General features: G+C 67.9%; 13 protein-coding genes. All 13 read right to left on the reverse strand.

All coding sequences use genetic code 11. The features are described 5' to 3' along the window. Nucleotides 1-33 precede the first annotated feature (33 nt). The 13 genes from AC1DNC_RS01225 to AC1DNC_RS01285 all read right to left on the reverse strand — a co-directional run bounded on the left by AC1DNC_RS01225 (nt 34) and on the right by AC1DNC_RS01285 (nt 17,025). Nucleotides 34-1,260: a phosphoglycerate kinase gene (locus AC1DNC_RS01225; protein WP_476860749.1), complete on the reverse strand. Its 1,227-nt coding sequence runs from the start codon at nt 1,258-1,260 to the stop codon at nt 34-36. A 10-nt stretch (nt 1,261-1,270) separates the two neighbouring features. After that, nucleotides 1,271-2,281 (reverse strand): type I glyceraldehyde-3-phosphate dehydrogenase, encoded by a 1,011-nt coding sequence (gene gap, locus AC1DNC_RS01230; protein ID WP_476860750.1) that lies wholly within the window; start codon nt 2,279-2,281, stop codon nt 1,271-1,273. A gap of 281 nt (nt 2,282-2,562) precedes the next feature. Then, a complete protein-coding gene (locus AC1DNC_RS01235) occupies nt 2,563-3,186 on the reverse strand; it encodes a superoxide dismutase (RefSeq protein ID WP_175323312.1) in 624 nt (207 codons plus the stop codon). A gap of 143 nt (nt 3,187-3,329) precedes the next feature. Further along, a complete protein-coding gene (gene whiA / locus AC1DNC_RS01240) occupies nt 3,330-4,310 on the reverse strand; it encodes a DNA-binding protein WhiA (RefSeq protein ID WP_066438143.1) in 981 nt (326 codons plus the stop codon). A 10-nt stretch (nt 4,311-4,320) separates the two neighbouring features. After that, complete coding sequence (locus AC1DNC_RS01245; RefSeq protein ID WP_476860751.1) at nt 4,321-5,340, reverse strand: gluconeogenesis factor YvcK family protein; 1,020 nt, start codon at nt 5,338-5,340, stop codon at nt 4,321-4,323. Then, complete coding sequence (rapZ, locus tag AC1DNC_RS01250; protein WP_476860752.1) at nt 5,340-6,263, reverse strand: RNase adapter RapZ; 924 nt, start codon at nt 6,261-6,263, stop codon at nt 5,340-5,342. Before rapZ ends, AC1DNC_RS01245 begins: the two co-directional genes overlap by 1 nt. Nucleotides 6,264-6,379: 116 nt before the next feature. Then, complete coding sequence (gene uvrC, locus AC1DNC_RS01255; protein WP_476860753.1) at nt 6,380-8,389, reverse strand: excinuclease ABC subunit UvrC; 2,010 nt, start codon at nt 8,387-8,389, stop codon at nt 6,380-6,382. 75 nt (nt 8,390-8,464) lie between these two features. Next, nucleotides 8,465-9,133: a lysophospholipid acyltransferase family protein gene (locus AC1DNC_RS01260; protein ID WP_476860754.1), complete on the reverse strand. Its 669-nt coding sequence runs from the start codon at nt 9,131-9,133 to the stop codon at nt 8,465-8,467. After that, entirely contained in the window at nt 9,120-9,845 is a 726-nt protein-coding gene (locus AC1DNC_RS01265) for an HAD hydrolase-like protein (RefSeq protein WP_476860755.1), read from the reverse strand. Before AC1DNC_RS01265 ends, AC1DNC_RS01260 begins: the two co-directional genes overlap by 14 nt. Nucleotides 9,846-9,968: 123 nt before the next feature. After that, nucleotides 9,969-12,830, reverse strand: coding sequence for an excinuclease ABC subunit UvrA (gene uvrA, locus AC1DNC_RS01270; RefSeq protein WP_476860957.1), 2,862 nt, complete (start codon nt 12,828-12,830; stop codon nt 9,969-9,971). A gap of 165 nt (nt 12,831-12,995) precedes the next feature. After that, entirely contained in the window at nt 12,996-13,388 is a 393-nt protein-coding gene (locus tag AC1DNC_RS01275) for a GntR family transcriptional regulator (RefSeq protein WP_476860756.1), read from the reverse strand. Then, nucleotides 13,385-15,163 carry an ABC transporter ATP-binding protein gene (locus tag AC1DNC_RS01280; RefSeq protein ID WP_476860958.1) on the reverse strand — a complete coding sequence of 593 codons (1,779 nt, stop codon included), beginning with the start codon at nt 15,161-15,163 and terminating at the stop codon, nt 13,385-13,387. Before AC1DNC_RS01280 ends, AC1DNC_RS01275 begins: the two co-directional genes overlap by 4 nt. Nucleotides 15,164-15,255: 92 nt before the next feature. Next, nucleotides 15,256-17,025 (reverse strand): ABC transporter ATP-binding protein, encoded by a 1,770-nt coding sequence (locus AC1DNC_RS01285; protein ID WP_476860757.1) that lies wholly within the window; start codon nt 17,023-17,025, stop codon nt 15,256-15,258. Nucleotides 17,026-17,063: the final 38 nt, after the last annotated feature.

Raw genomic sequence — 17,063 nt, forward strand, 5'->3', positions numbered from 1 at the left:
TTTTGCGGGCGGGCGCCCTGCCGGCTGGTGGTTCTAGCGGTCCAGCACGCTCAGGCCGGGAAGGTCCTTGCCTTCGAGGTATTCCAGGCTGGCGCCGCCGCCGGTGGAAATGTGCCCGAACTGGTCGTCGGCGAAGCCGAGGGTACGCACCGCCGCGGCCGAGTCACCGCCGCCAACAACCGTGAACGCGGAGGTCTCGGTGAGCGCCTGGGCCACGGCCCGGGTGCCGCCGGCGAAGGCGGGGAACTCGAAGACGCCCATCGGACCGTTCCAGAACACCGTTTTGGCGCCCTTGATCCGTTCGGCGAACGCGGCTGCCGAATCCGGTCCAATGTCCAGGCCAATGCCGGAGCTGCCGAAGCGGCTGGACTCGATGGCGTCCGCTGCTACCGTCTCGTGCTCGGCGTCGGCGGCGAACTTGCTGGCCACCACCACGTCGGTGGGGACAACGAACTCGGTGCCTGCGTCAGCGGCGCGCTTGAGGTAGTCCTGGACGACGGGGATCTGGTCCTCTTCGAGCAGGCTGCCGGCGACCTTGTGGCCGGCAGCGGCGAGGAAGGTGAACAGCATGCCGCCACCTACCAAAATGGTGTCCGCCTTGCCGATCAGGTTCGCGATCACGGCGAGCTTGTCCGAGACCTTGGAGCCGCCGAGCACGACGACGTAGGGCCGCTGGGTGTCGGTGGTCAGCTTGCGCAGCACCTCCACCTCGGTGCGGACCAGGTCGCCCTGGTACGACGGGAGCCGGGTGGCGACGTCGTACACGCTGGCGTGCTTGCGGTGCACGGCACCGAAGGCATCGTCGACAAAGGCGCCGTGGTCGCCGGTCAGGGCGACCAGTTCGTCTGCGAAGGCGCCGCGTTCGGCGTCGTCCTTGGACGTTTCGCGGGCGTCGAAGCGCACGTTTTCAAGGACCAGGGCTTCGCCGTCCTGCAGTGCTGCAGCGGCCGTCCGGGCGGCTCCGCCGACTGTGTCGTCCGCGAGGGATACCTTGAAGGACGCGAGTTCGGCCAGGCGCGCCACGGCGGGCTTGAGCGAGTACTTCTCCTCCGGGGCGCCCTTGGGGCGGCCGAGGTGTGCCGTGACCAGCACGCGGGCACCGGCGTCCGTCAGCTTCGACAGCACTGGCAGGGAGGCCTTGATCCGGCCGTCGTCAGTGACTGTAGAGCCGTCGAGCGGCACGTTCAGGTCACTTCTGACCAGAACGTACCGCCCGCGGACACCATCAGCGATCAGTTCGTCGAGGGTGTGGAATGTCATGGGTCTTACCCTAGCCCAGCTTCGACGCGACGAGCTCCGTGAGGTCGACGAGGCGGTTGGAGTAGCCCCACTCGTTGTCATACCAGGAAACAACCTTGACCTGGTTGCCGATCACCTTGGTGAGGCCGGAGTCGAAGATGGACGACGCCGGGTCCCCGACGATGTCCGAGGACACGATCGGCTCGTCGGTGTAGGTCAGCAGGCCCTTGAGCTCCTCCGACTCGGAGGCGGCCTTGAGGGCGGCGTTCACTTCCTCGACGGTGGTCTCGCGGGAGACGGTCACGGTGAGGTCGGTGGCGGAGCCGGTGGGGACGGGGACGCGGATGGCGTAGCCGTCGAGCTTGCCCTTGAGCTCCGGCAGGACCAGGCCGATCGCCTTGGCGGCGCCCGTGGAGGTCGGGACCATGTTGATGGCGGCGGCGCGGGCGCGGCGGAGGTCTTTGTGCGGGCCGTCCTGCAGGTTCTGGTCCGCGGTGTAGGCGTGGATGGTGGTCATCAGGCCACGCTCGATGCCGAACGCGTCGTTGACGACCTTGGCCAGCGGGCCGAGGCAGTTGGTGGTGCAGGAGGCGTTGGAGATGATGTTGTGCGCGGCGTTGTCGTAGAGGCCGTCGTTGACGCCCATCACGATCGTGATGTCCTCGTCGGAGGCGGGGGCGGAGATCAGGACCTTCTTGGCGCCGGCGTCGATGTGCTTCTGCGCATCAGCGGCCTTGGTGAAGAAACCGGTGGACTCGATCACGATGTCGACACCCAGCTCGCCCCACGGCAGCTTGGCGGGGTCGCGCTCGGCGAGGACCTTGACGGTCTTGCCGTCGACGACGATGTTGCCGTCCTTGACCTCGATGCTTTCGGCCAAGCGGCCGCCGACCGAGTCGTACTTGAAGAGGTGTGCGAGGGCTTCCGGGCTGGTGAGGTCGTTGACTGCAACGATCTCGAGGTCTGCTCCCTGGGCCAGGGCGGCGCGGAAGTAGTTGCGGCCGATGCGGCCGAAGCCGTTGATACCAATACGTGTCGTCACGTTTTCAGTCTCCTTGGTGCTCTATCAAGCACGACTAGTTGAGTAGGCGTTCAAGCCAACTAACAGATCCCGCACGCCATTGGGCAGAGATGATTACCAGATCGGAGGGCGACCAGCCACGTTGCTGAAGGCTAACCGCCTTCCGTGATCCATCTTACGTTTAAGTTGGCCCGCCCCCGCAAGTGCGGGGGCGGGCTGTCCACGTTTCGGGACCAACGGCCCGAAATGTGAGCTTTGTTACATCCAGGTTACTGCTTGGCGGCCTTCCGGCCGGGCAGTCCCTAGAGGGTGATGAGGCCCGTGGCGTTCTTGCGGGCGGCGTCGAAGCGCTTGGCGACGTCGGCCCAGTTCACGATGTTCCAGAAAGCCTTGACGTAGTCGGCCTTGACGTTGACGTAGTCCAGGTAGAAGGCGTGCTCCCACATGTCGAGCATCAGCAGCGGGGTGGTGCCCAGCGCGACGTTGCCCTGCTGATCGTAGAGCTGCTCGATGACGAGGTTGCCGCCGATGGGCTCGTAGGCCAGGAAGCCCCAGCCGGAGCCCTGCAGGCCCAGGGCCGCGGCGCTGAACTGGGCGCGGAAGGCGTCGAAGGAGCCGAAGGCGTCGTCGATCGCGGCCGCGAGTTCGCCCTCGGGCTTGTCGCCGCCGTCCGGGGAAAGGTTCTTCCAGAACACGGAGTGGTTGATGTGGCCGCCGGTGTGGAACGCGAGGTCCTTGGAGAGGCGGTTGATGTTGGCGAAGTCGCCCTTTTCGCGTGCCTCGGCCAGCTGGGCCAGCGCGTTGTTGGCGCCGGCAACGTAGGTGGCGTGGTGTTTGCTGTGGTGCAGCTCCATGATCTTCGCGGAGATGTGGGGCTCCAGCGCAGCGTAGTCGTAGTCAAGTTCGGGCAGTACGTACTCGGTCACAAAATCCTCCAATGTCGTGGACGGGTTCGTCCGGTTTTGCTAACTCTCGGATTGTGCATCCGGATGGTTGGACACCCGGAAGTCTATGGATGCGGATCCAGTGGGCATAGCCCCCGGTCCGGCTGAGGTATTCCCGGCGCCGGCTACTCGTCCAGCATTTCCGGCGTCACGTTCGCTTCGGTGCCGGGGATGCCGAGGTCCTGGGCCCGCTTGTCCGCCATCGCCAGGAGGCGGCGGATCCGGCCGGCGATGGCGTCTTTGGTCATCACCGGGTCGGCGAGCCGGCCGAGTTCGTCCAGGCTGGCCTGCTTGTGGGCGACGCGGAGTTCGCCGGCATATTTGAGGTGGTCCGGGACGTCGTCGCCGAGGATCTCCAGGGCCCGGTCCACCCGGGCGCCGGCGGCTACGGCGGCCTGCGCCGAGCGGCGCAGGTTGGCGTCGTCGAAGTTGGCCAGCCGGTTGGCGGTGGCGCGGACCTCCTTGCGCATCCGCCGCTCCTCCCAGACCATGAGCGCATCGTGTGCGCCCATCCGGGTCAGCAGCGCCGCGATGGTGTCGCCGTCGCGGATTACCACGCGGTCCACTCCCCTGACTTCACGGGCCTTGGCCTGGATGCCGAGGCGGCGCGCGGCGCCGACCAGCGCGAGGGCTGATTCGGGGCCGGGGCAGGTGACTTCCATCGCGGACGAGCGGCCCGGCTCGGTGAGCGAGCCGTGGGCCAGGAACGCGCCGCGCCAGACGGCCTCGGCGTCGGCGGCGGAGCCGTTGACCACCACGGAGGGCAGGCCCCGGACGGGGCGGCCGCGCGCATCCAGCAGGCCGGTTTGCCGGGCGAGGGCTTCCCCGTCGCGGACCACCCGCACCACGTAGCGGCTGCCGCGGCGCAGTCCGCCGCCGGAGACGACGATGATCTCGCTTTGGTGCCCGTAGACCTCGGCGATCGCCGCGCGGAGCCGGCGGGCGGTCGAGGCGAGGTCCACCTCGGCCTCGATCACGATGCGTCCGGAGATGATGTGCAGTCCCCCCGCGAAGCGGAGCATGGCGGACACTTCAGCCTTGCGGACCGAGGACTTCTTGATGTCCAGCCGGGAAAGTTCTTCCTTGACTGATGCTGTCAGTGCCATGGCACCTTTCCTACCTGTTCCCGAAAATGTCGTGGTACGCCGTTGCCAGGCGCAGCGGGTCGTGGATCGGCCGGCGGCTCGACGCCCCTACTTTACCCAAGACCACCTCTGCTCCGAGCATCCCGGCCGCCTGCTTGAAATCCGTGAGGTCCGGTACCGAGGCGGGGTCGGCGAGGATGACGTCGACGCTGAAGTCCGGCGCGTAGTCGCGCAGCACGCGCAGGTGGTCCGCGGCGGACATGCCGAGGGTCTCCTTGGTGTCCGTGGCGAGGTTCATCGTGAGGCAGCGCCGCGCCTCGGTCTTGCACAACGCGTCGCGCATCTCTGGCAGCAGCAGGTGCGGCAGCACCGAGGTGTACCAGGAGCCGGGCCCGAGGACCACCCAGTCGGCGAGCTCAATGGCGGTCAGTGCCTCGACGCAGGCCGGGGCCGATTCGGGCAGCAGCCGCACGGCTTCGAGGGTTCCCGCCACGGCGCACTTGGCCTGCCCGCTGACGGTCTGCAGTTCGGTCGTGCCGTCCGGCAAGCCGACCCGCACCTCACCTTCGATGGTGAGCGGGGTGGTGGACATCGGCAGGACCTGGCCCCGGGCGCCGAGCAGCGCTCCTGCCCATTGCAGTCCGACGACGGCGTCGCCCAGCAGTTCCCACAGCGTGACGATCAGCAGGTTGCCCATGGCGTGTTCGTCGAGCGAACCGCCGGGGCCCTTGCCGGGTTTGAAGCGGTGCTGCATGACATCGCGCCAGGTCCGGCCCCAGTCCGTGTCGTCGCAGAGCGCGGACAGGGCCATCCGGAGGTCCCCCGGGGGCAGCACGCCGTACTCGTCGCGCAGCCGCCCGGAGGAGCCGCCGTCGTCCGCGACAGTGACGATGGCGGTCAGTTCCGAGGTGAGCAGGCGCAGGGCCGAGAGCGAGGCGGAGAGGCCGTGGCCGCCGCCGAGGGCGACCACGGAGGGGCCTTTGTCCTGCTGGCCGGCGGAGGCCGCGCTGGCGGCCGGCACCAGGGGCAGCGGCCCGGTGAGGAGCGCCATTACTCGCGGCCCAGATCCCGGTGGGTGGTGGTGACGGTGACTCGGGGGTACTGTGCCAGCCGCCGCGACAGTTCCACTGCCACCGCGACGGAACGGTGCTTGCCGCCGGTGCACCCGACGGCGATGGTCGCGTAGTGCTTGTTCTCGCGCCGGTAGCCGTCCAGGACGGGTTCGAGCGCAAGTACGTAGCGTTCCACGAAGTTGCTGACGCCCTCCGCCTCGAGCACGTAGTCGCTGACGTCCTTGTCCAGGCCGGTGTGCGGGCGCAGCTGCGGCACCCAGTGCGGGTTCGGGATGAATCGGGCGTCGGCGACGAAGTTGGCGTCCACCGGCAGCCCGTATTTGAAGCCGAAGCTCATCACGTTCAGCCGCAGCGCCACCGGGCCGGTTTCGCTGAACAGTTCGGTGATGGCGGTCGCGAGGCCGTGGACGTTGAGCGTCGAGGTGTCCAGCACGATGTCCGCGGATTCGCGGAGTTCGTGCAACAAGTCGCGTTCCGCGGCGATACCGTCGAGGATCCTGCCGCCGCCCTGCAGCGGGTGCGGGCGCCGGCCCTGCTCGAAGCGGCGGACCAGGACGTCGTCGCTGGCGTCCAGGAACAGCACCCGGAACGTGACCCCACTGGCCTCAAGGTTGCGCAGCGCGGTGCGGATGTCCGCGAAGAGGTCCTTGCTGCGGACGTCCACGACGACGGCGAGTTTGGAAATGGAGCCCGGCGCGTGGGAGACCAGCTCCGCGAGCGTCCCGAGCATCTGCGGCGGCAGGTTGTCCACGACGTACCAGCCGTGGTCCTCGAGGGCGTCGGAGGCGGTGCTCCGGCCGGCGCCGGACATCCCGGTCACCACGAGCAGTTCCGCCTCGATCGGCTTGACGGGGGTCAAGCCGTCCGCCTCCATGCCGGATCCTGCCGTTGACTCTGTCATCCGTGGTGCCCCATCTCTGCTGTTTGCTCTGCCATCAGGGCACCGCGCGCAGCAGTTTCGTGCCGGCTGCGCGCCGTACCTCAGCTCCTTACCCTAGCTAAGATTGCCGGCCCTAGCTAAGTTTCGAGGATTTCGCCGGTCGTCATGTTGATGGCGGGAGCAGCGGGCTCTTCCGCGCCGTCCTCGGCGTTGAAATGCCGCACGATGGCGCCGGCGAGGGCCGGCCCGACCCCCTTGGCTGCGGTCAGCTCCTCCACCGTCGCGGCCTTGATGCTTTTCACCGAGCCGAACTGGTTCAGGAGCGCCTTGCGCTTCGAGTCGCCAAGGCCGGGCACGCCGTCGAGGGCGGAGACGGTCATCGCCTTGCCGCGCTTTTGCCGGTGGAAGGAAATGGCGAAGCGGTGCGCCTCGTCGCGGATCCGCTGCAGCAGGTAGAGCCCGGCCGAGGCGCGCGGCAGGATGACCGGGAAGTCGCTGTCCGGCAGCCAGACCTCTTCGAGCCGCTTGGCGAGTCCCACCACGTAGACGTCCTGGATGCCGAGCTCTGCCAGGGCCTTCGCTGCGGCGTTGACCTGGGGCTTGCCGCCGTCGACGACGACGAGGTTGGGCGGGTAGGCGAACTTCGTCCGCGGCGCCGGCGTCGTGGTGTCCGATACGGGGGTGTCGGCCACGGCGGCCGCCTGGGCGGCGGCCAGGGGGCTTGAATTGTCGGCCGTCTTCTCGGCCTGTTCCTGCAGATAGTTCCGGAAGCGGCGCGTCAGGACGTCATGCATCGCGGCCGTGTCGTCGTTGGCAGCCGCTCCGGTGACCGAGAATTTCCGGTAGTCGGATTTCTTCGGCAGTCCGTCTTCGACCACCACCATGGAGCCGACCACGTTGGTGCCCTGGATGTGCGAGATGTCGAAGCATTCGATCCGCATCAGCGCGTCCGGAAGATCCAGGGCCTCCTGCAGTTCCTGCAGCGCCTGGGAACGCATGGTGATGTCGCCGGCCCGGCGTGACTTATGGAGCTTGAGGGCGTGTTCGGCGTTGTCCCGGACCGTGGATAGCAGGGTGGCCTTGTCCCCGCGCTGCGGGACGCGGATGTCCACCCGGGCGCCGCGCAGGCCGCTGAGCCATTGGGCGAGCTCGGCGGCGTTGCTGGGCTCGGCCGGAACCAGCACCTCGCGGGGCATCCGGCCCTGGCTTTCGCCTTCTTCGCCGTAGACCTGCTGGAGCAGGTGTTCGACAAGGTCGGGCGTGGTGGAGTCCTCGACCTTTTCCACCACCCAGCCGCGCTGGCCGCGGATCCGGCCGCCGCGGACGTGGAAGACCTGCACGGCGGCTTCGAGCTCGTCCTCGTGCAGGGCGAACACGTCGGCGTCGGTGTCTTCGGCCAGAACGACGGCGTTGCGCTCGAAGACTTTCTTCAGCGCGATGATGTCATCGCGTACCCGGGCGGCGCGTTCGTAGTCGAGTTCGGCGACGGCGGCGGCCATGTCCTTCTCCAGCCGGGAGACGAAGCGTTTGGCTTCGCCGCCCATGAAGGCGCAGAAGTCTTCGGCCAAGGCGCGGTGGTCCTCCGCGGAGATGCGGCCGACGCAGGGCGCGGCGCACTTGTCGATGTAGCCGAGGAGGCACGGCCGGCCGCTGGCTTCGGCGCGTTTGAGGACGCCGGGGCTGCAGCTGCGGACCGGGAAGACCCGCAGCAGGGTGTCCATGGTGTCGCGGATGGCGCCGGCTGTGTACGGGCCGAAGTACCGGGTGCCCTTGCGCCGTTCGCCGCGCAGGACCTGTACCCGGGGGTACTTCTCCCCCATGGTGACGGCCAGGTAGGGGTAGGACTTGTCGTCGCGGAACATGACGTTGAACCGCGGCTTGAATTCTTTGATCCAGGTGTATTCGAGCTGCAGGGATTCCAGCTCGCTGCCGACGACGGTCCATTCCACGCTGCTGGCGGTGTGCACCATCGCGTAGGTCTTGGGCAGCAGGCCTGCGGGGTTGGCAAAGTAGGAGTTCAGCCGGGAGCGGAGGTTCTTGGCCTTGCCGACGTAAATGACCCGGCCGTGCGGGTCGCGGAACCGGTATACACCCGGGTTGGTCGGGATCTCCCCCGTCTGGGGGCGGTAACTAGCTGGATTTGCCACTAGTCCATTCTACTGAGCCGGCCGGTACGGATCCGACCGTACCGGCCCGCGGCGCGCCCGGGCGGCACGCCCGGACTACTCGACGCTCTTGCTCTGGTTGTACGTGGTGGCCCTCTGCTGCCCGCTGAGTTCCGCGATGGCGTCCATGATCCGGTCGGTGACCTGGCGCCGCGCCGGCAGCGAGTGATCCGGGCCGGTCTTGTCGAAGTAGAGCGGCTCGCCCACCTTCATGGTGAAGTGCTGCGGGGTGATCTTGTTGCTGTCCGCGGGCTGCAGGTTTTCGGTGCCGATCAGTCCCACCGGGATCACCGGGGCGCCCGTGGTCAGGGCCAGCCAGCCGACGCCGGTGCGGCCGCGGTACAGGATGCCGTCGCGGGAGCGGGTGCCCTCCGGGTAGATGCCCACGCCCTTGCCGGCGTCGAGGATCTCCAGCAGCGTCTTCAAGGCCTGCACGCTGGCTGCCTGCTCGCCGCGCTCCACCGGGATGGAACCCACGGCCTCGAAGAAAGACTTCATGACCTTGCCCTTGATGCCGCCGGTGGTGAAATACTCCGCCTTCGCGAAGAACGCCACGGGCCGCGGCATGAGGGCCTGGACAATCACACTGTCCAGGAAGGAGAGGTGGTTCGGCGCCACGATGAACGGGCCGCTCTTCGGCACGTTCTCGAGTCCGACGACCGTGGGGCGGCAGGTCGAACTGACCAGCCCCCGCGTGGTCCAGCGGATCGCGTCAAACATTGCCATCGGTGTGCACCTCGTTCAGGGTCTGCAGGGTGTCGGCACGGACGGCGTCCAGCCTGACAATAGTTTCGTGGAGGGCGGAGGTGCTGTGCACCACCGCCGCTGCGCCCGCATCGCGGAGTTCGCCGTCGAGCGCAAAACCCCAGCCTACCCCGATGCATTCCAGGCCGTTGGCCGCCGCTCCGGCGACATCCTGCGCCCGGTCCCCCACCATGACGGCGTCCCCGGTTCCAAGATCTGCCAGCGCGGCCGCGATGATCCCGGCCTTTCCGGCCGGTCCGGAGGCGACGGCGGACTCGTCGGCCGCGGAACCGCGGATGGCGCGGAACAGTCCGGCGAGGCCGTGGTGTTCCAGGACGATTCGGGCAAGGTGCTCGGGCTTTTGGGTGGCGACGGCAATCGGCCGCCCCGCGTGGACGTAGGACTCAAGCCGTGCACGGACACCCTCGTAGACGCGGCCCTGCGCGATGCCGGTGGAGAGGTAGTGGGCGCGGTAGATCCGGATCGCGTCGTCCAGCAACTCAACCGGGACGCCGGCGATGTCCACGAGCGAATGGCTGAGCTTGGGACCGATCATCGCGTTCAGCCGTTCACGCCCGGGCACGGCAAGCCCGAGTTCCCTCAGGGCCACGGCAACCCCTCCGGAGATGCCGTCGGCCGGATCGACAAGAGTGCCGTCCAGGTCAAAGATCACGGGCACGGTTGTCTGGGTCACCGGCTTAGTTTCTCACGGCGGCACGTATGCCAAAAACCCGCATACCCCTAGGGGAATACATCGGGCCGGTTGGGGCTGACGCCTCCGCGGGTGATTCCCGCGGAGGCTAGCCGGCGGCCCGGGTCAGCCGAGGATGTCGGCCAGGAACGCCGCCGTGTGGCTGTCCTTGGACTTGGCGACCTGCTCCGGCGTGCCGGAGGCGACGATCCGGCCGCCGCCGGAACCGCCGTCGGGTCCCAGGTCCACGATCCAGTCCGCGCTCTTGATGACGTCGAGGTTGTGCTCGATCGTGATCACGGTGTTGCCCTTTTCTACCAGGCCCTGCAGGACCATCAGCAGCTTGCGGATGTCCTCGAAGTGGAGCCCGGTGGTGGGTTCGTCGAGGACGTAGACGCTGCGGCCGTTGGAGCGCTTCTGCAGCTCCGCAGCCAGCTTGACGCGCTGCGCCTCGCCGCCGGAGAGCGTCGTGGCAGGCTGGCCGAGCCGGACGTAACCGAGGCCGACGTCGACCAGGGTCTTCAGGTGCCGGGCAATCGGCGAGAACGCGGCGAAGAACTCGGCGCCCTCTTCGATCGGCATGTTCAGCACGTCCGCGATGGTCTTGCCCTTGTAGTGCACCTCAAGGGTTTCGCGGTTGTAGCGCGCACCGTGGCAGACCTCGCAGGGCACGTACACGTCCGGCAGGAAGTTCATCTCGATCTTCAGCGTGCCGTCGCCGGAGCAGGCCTCGCAGCGCCCGCCCTTGACGTTGAAGGAGAAGCGCCCGGGCATGTAGCCGCGGACTTTCGCTTCGGTGGTCTCGGCGAAGAGCTTCCGGATGTGGTCGAAGACGCCCGTGTAGGTGGCCGGGTTGGAGCGCGGGGTGCGGCCGATGGGGCTCTGGTCCACGTGCACCACCTTGTCGAGGTGCTCAAGGCCCTGCACGGTCTTGTGCCGGCCGGCGACCTGCTTGGCGCCGTTGAGCTTGTTGGCGAGCACCTTGTAGAGGATCTCGTTGACCAGGGTGGACTTGCCGGAGCCGCTGACGCCGGTGACGGCAGTGAAGAGGCCCAGCGGGAAGGCCGCGTCCACGTTCGTGAGGTTGTTTTCCTTGGCGCCGACGACCTTCAGCTCGCGCTTCTTGTCGTACTTGCGGCGCTTCTTCGGCACCTCGATGGACTTGCGCCCGGAGAGGTAGTCGCCGGTCAGGGACTCGGTGTTCTTCAACAGGTCCTGGTAGGAGCCGGAGTGGACCACCTTGCCGCCGTGCTCGCCGGCGCCGGGTCCGATGTCCACCACCCAGTCGGCCTCGTGGATGGTGTCCTCGTCGTGCTCGACCACGATCAGCGTGTTGCCGAGGTCGCGGAGCCGGGTGAGGGTCTCGATCAGGCGCCGGTTGTCGCGCTGGTGCAGGCCGATGGAGGGCTCGTCGAGGACGTACAGCACGCCGACCAGCCCGGAGCCGATCTGGGTGGCCAGGCGGATGCGCTGGGCTTCGCCGCCGGACAGGGTGCCGGAGGGCCGTTCCAGGTTCAGGTACTCGAGGCCGACGTCGAGCAGGAAGGTCAGGCGCGCCTGGATCTCCTTGAGGACCTGGTGCGCGATCTGGGCCTCACGGCCGCTGAGGACCAGGGTGTCGAGGAAGTGCGCGCATTCGCGCATCGGCAGCGCGGCGACCTCGGCAATCGATTTGCCGTTGATCAGGACCGACAGCGACGCCGGGTTCAGCCGGGCACCGTTGCAGGCGGGGCACGGAACCTGGCGCATGTACTCCTCGTAGCGGTCCCGCGCCGAGTCTGAATCCGTCTCCGTGTGCTTGCGGTGCACGTACTGCACGACGCCCTCGAAGCCGGTGCTGTACTTGCGTTCCCGGCCGAAGCGGTTGCGGTACTGCACCACAACCTTGTGGTCCTTGCCGTGCAGCACGGTCTGCCGGGCCTCATTGGAGAGCTTCTCCCACGGCGTCGTCATCTTGAAGCCGATTTCCTTGGCCAGGCCGCCGAGCAGCCGGTTCCAGTACTCGGTAGTGGCGGTGCCGAGCGACCACGGGGCGATGGCGCCCTCGGAGAGCGAGAGCTCCGGGTTGGGGATGAGGAGTTCCTCATCAACCTCGAGCTTGGTGCCGATGCCGCTGCAGGCGGAGCAGGCGCCGAAGGGGTTGTTGAAGGAGAACGAGCGGGGTTCGATCTCATCGATCGCCAGCGGATGCTCGTTGGGGCAGGCGAGGTGCTCGGAGAAGGCCCGGATCCGCTCCGGGTCGTCCGCCTCGAGGTCAACGAATTCGGCCAGCACGCGGCCCTCGGCGAGCCCCAGGGCGGTCTCGACCGAGTCGGTGAGTCGCTGGCTGATACCCTCCTTGACCACCAGGCGGTCCACGACCACCTCGATGGTGTGCTTGAACTGTTTGCCAAGCTTGGGCGGATCGCTGAGCTGGATCAGCTTGTCGTCCACCCTGGCCCGCGAGTAGCCCTTCGCCGTGAGTTCCTTGAACAGTTCGACAAATTCGCCCTTGCGGCCGCGGACCACCGGCGCCAGCACCTGGAACCGGGTGCCCTCAGGCAGCTCCAGGAGCTGGTCAACGATCTGCTGCGGGGTCTGCTTGGTGACCGGCTCGCCACAGACGGGGCAGTGCGGGCGTCCCACCCGGGCCCAGAGCAGGCGCATGTAGTCGTAGATCTCGGTGATGGTACCCACGGTGGAACGGGGGTTCTTGCTGGTGGACTTCTGGTCGATCGACACGGCCGGCGAGAGGCCCTCGATGAAGTCGACGTCGGGCTTGTCCACCTGGCCCAGGAACTGGCGGGCGTAGGCGGAGAGCGACTCCACGTAGCGCCGCTGCCCCTCGGCGAAGATGGTGTCGAAGGCGAGCGAGGACTTTCCGGAGCCGGACAGGCCGGTGAAGACAATCATCGCGTCCCGCGGCAGGTCGAGGTCGACATTGCGCAGGTTATGTTCGCGCGCGCCCTTCACGACGAGTCGGGACAGGTCCGGGCGGGCCAGCTCCACGGCCGAGGAGGCCGGGCTGGACGAGCGGGAGCCGCCCGCTTTTCCGGACTTCACCGGAACGGCGGCAGGCTGGACATCAACGGCAGGTTCTTCAGCTACGGCTTTAGGCACGCCTCCAATGCTAATCGAAAACTTCTTCGAATATCTATTCGGGCGTCGGGTGTGCTATTGGCGGTCGTACGCTGCGGCGAGCAGTTGAACGGCCTCGGCGAAGCTGGCGCCCTGCGCTTTGGCCGCCGCCGCGTACTCCGAAGCGGCAGCGGTGAGGGAGCCCCAGGCCTCGTCCCGGGCGCAGACGACGGTTCCGTTCCGGCCGCGGGTGGCGACGACGCCGGCCGCCTCAAGTTCCTTGTAGGCGCGCGCCACGGTGTGCGGCGCGACCCCCAGTTCGCCGGCGAGGCTGCGGACGGCGGGCAGGCGGGTGCCCGGCGCCAGGGTGCCGTTGTCCGCCTGCTCGATGATATTCAGCCGGAGCTGTTCGAAGAGCGGCACCGAGCTGCCGGTGTTGGGCTTCCAACTGCCCGGGAACTGCGCCGCGGCACGTTCGGCGGAGCTCACAGTTCGGGCTCCAGGACAGCCTCGGCCTGTTCGCGGCCGGCGAACTGGGCCCGGTAGAGCGCGGCGTAGAAACCGCCCCCGGCCATTAGTTCCTGGTGGTTGCCCTGCTCAACTATCCGTCCGTGGTCCATGACCAGAATTAGATCAGCGTCCCGGACCGTGGACAAGCGGTGGGCGACGACGAAGCTGGTGCGGCCCTGCCGAAGCTTGGCCATGGCGTTCCGGATCTGCACTTCCGTGCGGCTGTCCACCGAGCTCGTGGCCTCATCGAGGATCAGGACGCTGCGTCCGGCCAGCTGAGCACGCGCGATCGAGATAAGTTGGCGCTGGCCGCGGCTCAGGGAGTCGCCGTCGTTGCCGAGCATGGTGGCGTAGCCGGCCGGGAGTGCGCGGACGAACTGGTCCACATGGCTGGACTGCGCCGCGGCCATGATCTCGCCGTCGCTGGCGCCGGGCCGGCCGTACTCGATGTTCTCCCTGATGCTGCCCGTGAACAGCCAGGCGTCCTGCGTCACGGTGCCGAAGACCGACCGCAACGTGTCGCGCGGCATGTCGGCAATGTCGATTCCGTCCACCGTGATCCGTCCGGAGTCCAGCTCGTAGAACCGCATCAGGAGGTTCACCACCGTGGTCTTGCCGGCCCCGGTGGGTCCCACGATCGCCACTGTCTGGCCCGGCTCGGCAGTGAAGGAAAGGTCCTCCACGACGGGCTTGCCGGGGCTGTAGCCGAAGGTCGCGCCCTCGAAGGTGACCCGGCCCGCGGGCGCCGGCGGCTCGGCGCCAGCGGCGCGCTCATTGACGGCGCGGACGGCCGCGGCACGCGCCGCTCCGGCGGCAGGTTCCGCAGCATCCGACGGGATTTCGGGCGCGTCCAGCAGCGCGAAGACGCGCTCGGCGGAGGCCACGCAGGACTGCATCAGGTTTAGCATCCCGCCGATCTGGCCCATCGGCTGGCTGAAGAGCCTGCTGAACTGGATGAAGGCCTGGACACCGCCGATCGTCATGCTGCCGGCGGCCACCTGGAGCGCGCCGATCACGGCGACAGCGATGTAGTTGAGGTTGGAGACGAAGATCATCAGGGGCTGCACGACGCCGGAGAGATACTGCGCGCTGGACGCCGCCCGGAAGAGCCGCTGGTTGCTCCCGGCGAAAATCTCCGCGGCGTTCTCCTGGCGGCCAAAGACCTTGATCACCTCGTGCCCGGTGAAGAATTCCTCCAGGTGCGCGTTGAGTTCGCCGGTGCCGGCCCACTGCTCGGTGAAATGCGCCTGCGACCTCCGCGCCACGAGCACGGTGATCAGGGTGGAGAGCGGGACCGAGGCCAGGGCGATCACTGCCAGTAGCGGGGACAGCCATAACATCAGGGCCAAGGCGCCGGAGAGCATCAGCACCGACATGATCAGCTGGTTGAGCAGCTGATTGAGCGCCTGCGAGACGTTGTCGACGTCGTTGGTGGCCCGGCTGAGCACGTCGCCGCGGTGCTGGTCGTCGAAATGGCTGGATGGAAGCACGTGGAGCTTTCGTTCCACGGAGGCCCGGAGCCCGTAGCTCAGCCGCTGCACGGCCGTGGCGGTAAGGGCGCCCTGGATCCAGCTGAACAGGGAGGCGCCAAGGTACATCAACGCGACTTCGAGCAGCAGCCGGCCGAGCCTCTGTTCATCGAAGGGACCCCCGACGACGCTTGCCACCACGACGTCGGTGGCGTCGCCGAGGTATTTGGGTGCCGCCACGTTCAGCGCCGCGAAGGCGCAGGTGGCGGCGATGACACCGGCCATGCGGCGGCGCACCGGCTTCAGGAGGCCCAGGAGCCTCCCGGCGGTCCGCCATTTAGCGGCAGCCGTCCGTGCCGGGGCGGCGAAGTCCGCGCTCACGGGGTCTCCTCCAGGACCAGCTGGGAGGCGGCAATCTCCTGGTAGGTACGCGACGACTCCATCAGCTCCCGATGGGTGCCTTGGGCCACGAGCCGGCCCTCCTCCAGCACAAGGATCAGGTCAGCCTCCTCGATCGTGGACACGCGTTCCGCCACGACCAGCACCGTGGCCTCCCGCAGCGCCGGCTCCAGGGCGGCGCGAAGCCTCTCGTCGGTGCCGTAGTCGAGGGCGGAGAAACTGTCGTCGAAAAGGTAGACGGGAGCGGGCCGAAGCAGCGCCCGGGCGATGCACAGACGCTGGCGCTGGCCGCCCGAGAAGTTGGTGCCGCCCTGGCTGACCGGCGAGTCGAGGCCGCCGGGGAGCTCGCTGACGAAATCTTCGGCCTGTGCCGTCTGCAGGGCCCGCCAGAGTTCCGCGTCGCTCGCGTCCGGGCGGCCCATTCGCAGGTTATCCGCGAGGGTCCCGGAGAAGAGGTAGGAGTGCTGCGGCACCATGGAAATCAGGCAGCGCAGCTCCGCCAACGGAAGCGAGCGGATCCCGCGGCCCCCGATGCTGATGCTGCCCGCCGTCGGGTCGAGGAGGCGCGGCAACAGGTTCAGCAGCGTGGTCTTGCCGCTGCCGGTGGCGCCGATGACCGCCGTCGTGGTTCCGGGAGCGGCGCTGAACGTGACCCCGCTGAGGACGGGGGCTTCGGCACCCGGGTAGGCGAAGGCGACGTCGCGGAACTCGACCGTGCCTTCGGGCACCGGGCCGGCGTGGTCCGGGCCGTGGACCGGTGGGGCCGCCGGGTCCGGCTCTGGCGGCTGGGCGGCCGGATCCGGACCGCCGATGGCGGGCTCGGTATCGAGAACCGCCTGGATGCGCTCGGCGCAGACGGCAGCGCGGGGCGCCGTGGTGAAGACGTACATCGCCATCATGATGGCGATCAGGATTTGCAGGATGTAGGCGACGAAGGCCGTCAGAGCGCCCAGGCGCATGTCTCCGGACTGGATCCGGTGGCCGCCAAACCAGACCACCGCGACGGAGGACAGGTTCACCACCACCATGATCATCGGGTTCATGCCGGCCACCAGCAGGGCCGAGTCCAGATTGTTCCGGGTGAGGTCCCGGTTTGCGGCGTCGAAACGCCGGATCTCGTGCTCCTGCCGGACGAAGCCCCGGATGACGTTGGCGCCGATGATCTGTTCCCGCAGCACCCGGCTGATCCGGTCGATAAGTTCCTGGCCCCGCCGGTACAGCGGAATCAGCCGGCGCACGATCAGCAGCATGAGCCCGGCCAGCACCGGAATCACCGCGGCGACGATCCCGGAGAGTGGAAGGTCCTGGCGGGCCGCAAGCACGATGCCGCCGATGAAGCTGGCGGGCGCAGCGACGAGCATGATGAAAACCAGGACGGTGAGGTTCTGGATCTGCGTGACGTCATTGGTGGCCCGGGTGACAAGGCTCGGCGCCCCGAACGCGCCGACCTCCTGGGAGGAAAAGGTCTGGACCTTGGCGAACAGCTCCTCGCGAAGCTCGCGGCCCACGCGCATGGCCACGACGGCGCCGAGGTAGCCGGCGGCGATGGCGGTTCCGACCTGGAGAATGGCGACGGCCGCCATCCAGCCCCCCAGCCGCAGGATTACACGCGTGTCGCCGGCCACGATCCCGTCGTCGATGATGGCCGCATTCAGGGTGGGAAGCATCAGGTTGGCGGTGGTCTGCAGCAGCTGCAGGCAGATGATGGCCAGGACGGTCATCCTGTGGGCGACAAGCAAGCGCCCCATCAGGCGAAGTAGCACCGAACCTCCATCGCTAGAACAGG

The sequence above is a fragment of the Arthrobacter sp. 01N442 genome, from assembly GCF_056399345.1.